Below are 2,110 nucleotides of genomic sequence, written 5' to 3' on the forward strand. Positions count from 1 at the left end.
GAGGGGATCAAAACCACCATCCGGGTCGAACATGTACTTGTTTTCGAACACGTTTCCCACATTCTCCCGCAACGCTTGCATGAGGTCGGGGTGGTTCTCATCGAGTTTATCACCGAACACCGAGGCACCGAGACCATAGTGGCTGTACATGATGCGCGGGATGAGGTCTGAATCATTCTTGAAGGTCCCTATCGCGATGAGGGGGCCGAAGGTTTCGTCGTGCCGCACCCTCATGTTCTCGTTTGTATTTGAGAGGACTACGGCGGGCACCCAGAGGTGCTTCTCATCATAGGCAGGCATTGTGAACGCCTCATGCCCATATGCCTCGGCTGGGTCTGTCATGAGCGGGATCTTCCCGTCGGCGAGCGGCGTTACATACTCGAGTCTTGCGCCCTTGCTCAGCGCATCTGCGATTTGCTCGTACATGCGTTCTGCGAACGCTTTTCGCAGCGGAGGCACCATCGTGCGTTCATCGTAGGGGTCGCCGACGACGATGCCACGCATCTTTTCGCGGATGAGTGGAATGAGCTTTGGAGCGACGTCAGCATGAATATCGAAGATCTCAGCACCCATGCAGGTCTGGCCACCATTAATAGTACCGAGCTGCGCGATGATCGCGGCAGTCTCTTCATACCGGTCCTCGGGAAGATCGCCTGTGACGATGAAACGATTCTTGCCAGGACCCTCGAGGATGAAGTAGAACTCATCAGGCTTGCGCTTCACCATCTCGCGTACGCGACCGTCGACGACCGCGTCTGTGCCGTAGTATTGGAAAACTTTTGTCGGGCTGCTCGTGCTTAAATGTTCCGCGAAGAACTTCCTGCCGCTGGTGCGGGTGATGACTGGTGAGCCATCATCATTCCGAAGGAGGGGCCCCAGACCGTTTTCCTTCACGATTTGCTCGAGTGACTGGAAAAAACTGCCACTCTCGCTGGCGGGTTTAATAAGAATTTTCTTTCTGAGAAGTTTCGCTGGTGCGAATGCGAGGCCGAAGGTCATCGCTGGGCCATTATATGGTAATACTGCGGCAATCTGACCTATCCCTTCGCGTTCGCTGATATCGACAGGACCTCGCTTTTGCCATACAGGATGGGGGATTGTTCCCTCGTGCATCTGGCGTAGCACATCCTCGTAGTTGAGGAGTATGTCGACGAGTGAACCGACATCGAAACGTGTGAAGTTCTGCGGCAGTTTAGAGTCATCGGTGATGCGAGTGGCAAGCTCTTCCTGGTGTAATTTGATGACTTCGCCAAGGTGTTTCAGCGTGTGCAATGTGTCGCGATATTGCTCTACGGCTTGTTCATATGAGCGTTCTGTCATTTTGTACACCCGCAGCAAGCAATCAATAACTAATTGCTTACTATCGAAGGATGAAAACAACAAGTCGTTTAAATAATTTATGCTTTACTTCCTCAGTGTTGTACGCTGAGAGCACCATGACGCCGACGTCTTCCGGCATGCGTCGAATAACCTCTGCACCATCCACATGAGGCATCTTCACATCAGCTACCAACAAGTCGACCTTGTTGGTGTCCATAAGCTCGAGTGCTTGCTGGCCCGCGTACTCGCCTGATGCGACGAGTGAATTGATGATGACTGCACGGCGGTAATCGCAGTTTGCGGTGAACCTCTCGGGGAGAATCCTGGGATGAATGTGCTTCTTGTCGAAAAACAGACCAAGATATATCTTGACCCTGCACTGAGGGTTTGAAGAGTGAAGAAATAGTCTTGCCACTCATATTTTCGTAGATGAGTGAACAGGGCGAAATCTAACACTATTCTATAACGGGAGATATTCTTTCCAAGAACATCTCCAACATAAAACTTTGCCTTGACATTCTGTTGTTTTGCTATTCGTCTCGCATGAAGAATCGAGTTACTGGCGTAGTCAACCCCTGTCGCCGCAAACCCTTCCTTCGCGAAGGCCAAGGCGTGGCGGCCATTACCACATCCGAGATCTAAGAAAGGCCCTTGCACTCCCGACCTCTTGAGTTCCCTGATTTTTGTTGTAATGTAAGGATTTGGTGTGTTGCTCAAAAAAGACCACTGTGCCGCTTTTGAGTGGTCTTCCTGCCAGAGATCATTGTACCAGCGCCGCTCGCCTCTTTGC

At 51.6% G+C, this 2,110-nt stretch carries 3 protein-coding genes; all 3 read right to left on the reverse strand.

The annotated features are described in order from the left end of the window. Window positions 1-1,320: aldehyde dehydrogenase family protein (locus tag D6783_00850; protein RME53788.1), on the reverse strand; the 1,320-nt coding region annotated here is incomplete at its 3' end. Window positions 1,321-1,360: 40 nt separating this feature from the next. Further along, a complete protein-coding gene (locus tag D6783_00855) occupies window positions 1,361-1,537 on the reverse strand; it encodes a response regulator (GenBank protein ID RME53789.1) in 177 nt (58 codons plus the stop codon). Then, window positions 1,507-2,110 (reverse strand): class I SAM-dependent methyltransferase (locus tag D6783_00860; protein ID RME53790.1); only part of this gene is annotated, 604 nt, incomplete at its 5' end. The genes D6783_00860 and D6783_00855, both read right to left, overlap by 31 nt.

It is taken from the genome of Candidatus Woesearchaeota archaeon (genome assembly GCA_003694805.1).
Taxonomy (GTDB): domain Archaea; phylum Nanobdellota; class Nanobdellia; order Woesearchaeales; family J110; genus J110.